This window comes from Moorena sp. SIO4A1 (assembly GCF_010672065.1).
GTDB lineage: Bacteria > Cyanobacteriota > Cyanobacteriia > Cyanobacteriales > Coleofasciculaceae > Moorena.
Map to the genome: position 1 here is coordinate 1 of NZ_JAAHHX010000820.1, position 1,288 is coordinate 1,288.

Genomic DNA, 1,288 nt, shown 5'->3' on the forward strand with positions numbered 1-1,288 from the left:
TTAAAGTATATGGCATTAAACGATTTACTGACGAATTTAAATACTGTGTTGATCAAATTATTAGGATTTGCAATGAACAAAAATCTGAAAAACTAAGAGATATTGTCTTTGAAAACAACAAAACTAACTCTTGTCAATCTGTTTTTGCTATTCTGATGATTGCTTTACACGAATTAATTGTTAAAGAAAGCAAAGAGATAACTGATTATTCAGGTATCAGGAAAGCAATTTCTAACCTGGCTACAAGAATAGGCACAACCCGGAGGGCTAGGAAAGCTGAAGAGCGGCGTAAGAATGTCAATCAAGTTAAGGGATTAATTGGAGGCTTTTTTATTGAAAAAGAAAATAAAACACAGATTTATGATAATCCTTCAATAATTGAGATTGAGTCTATGTTGACTAGATCAGAGATTGAGCTACCTAACTATGAACTAAAGCAGGGACTTCTTTCACTTTCTCATCAGCGAACTGTTGATAACAAGCTTATTGACAAGGTGATCAAAACAATCTGTGCGATCGCGAATAATGGTCCAGACAAAACTGGAAAGGTAATTATTGGGGTGACTGATAAAAAGGCCGATGCCGATCGAATTAAAGAACTAGATAATATAGATTGTATAGAGATTGGAAAGCGGTTTGTTGCTGGAGTCAATCGAGAAGCTAAAGTCCTAGGTATATCAGAAGAAGACTACTTTTCAAAATGGAAAAATGCAATAAAAAATTCGGATTTATCTCCATCACTTAGGGATTCAGTGCTATCAAATCTGGATTTCAATTCATTCTATGGCTTAGGTGTTATTCTTATTAAGATTTTGCCGCAGAAGGAACTCTCATATGTTGGAGAAGAAGTATACTGGCGTAATGGTGATGGGACTGAACTAGCAAACAATGCCAAACAGATTGCTATGTTGGCGAAGCGCTTTTAAGACTTATATAGCTTTAGGGGCGACATGGGCTCTAAAAAGCTTACTATATTTTGAGGCTAATCAGCTATGATTTGATACAGTCGAGAACTTATTTGTGTCCTAAGTCACAAATTTTCTCGACGATCTCCTACCCAAGATTCCACATCATCCTCCGACCAAGGAAATGGAGGATTGTTGCTATAATCAATAAAATAGTCGTAGCCTAACTGGTCATAAAGCTGATCCACTAATGTCTGTAATTCTACCATTGGTTCGGTATCCCCAGGAAGCAGGGGAAGCTGAAAAGAGGGAATGCGTTCGCCTTTGGCGTGGCCTACGGCCAATCGCATAAATTAAAAAGGTACAAGTCAGCCGTGGGACGG

Annotated in this window: 1 protein-coding gene and 1 pseudogene; one reads left to right on the forward strand and one right to left on the reverse strand. The window is 37.6% G+C overall.

Features of this window, described 5'->3' with window-relative positions; all coding sequences use genetic code 11:
* Positions 1-926: pseudogene (locus F6K53_RS43195) on the forward strand (hypothetical protein); the annotation flags it as partial.
* 104 nt (positions 927-1,030) lie between these two features.
* On the opposite strand, the gene F6K53_RS43200 reads toward F6K53_RS43195, so the two are convergent.
* Complete coding sequence (locus F6K53_RS43200; RefSeq protein WP_293086843.1) at positions 1,031-1,255, reverse strand: DUF4058 family protein; 225 nt, start codon at positions 1,253-1,255, stop codon at positions 1,031-1,033.
* Between the last annotated feature and the right edge of the window lie 33 nt (positions 1,256-1,288).

Bases quoted from the DNA above. Each gene is read 5' to 3' on its own strand.
- F6K53_RS43200 (WP_293086843.1), bottom strand. From the start codon at position 1,255: ATGCGATTGGCCGTAGGCCACGCCAAAGGCGAACGCATTCCCTCTTTT.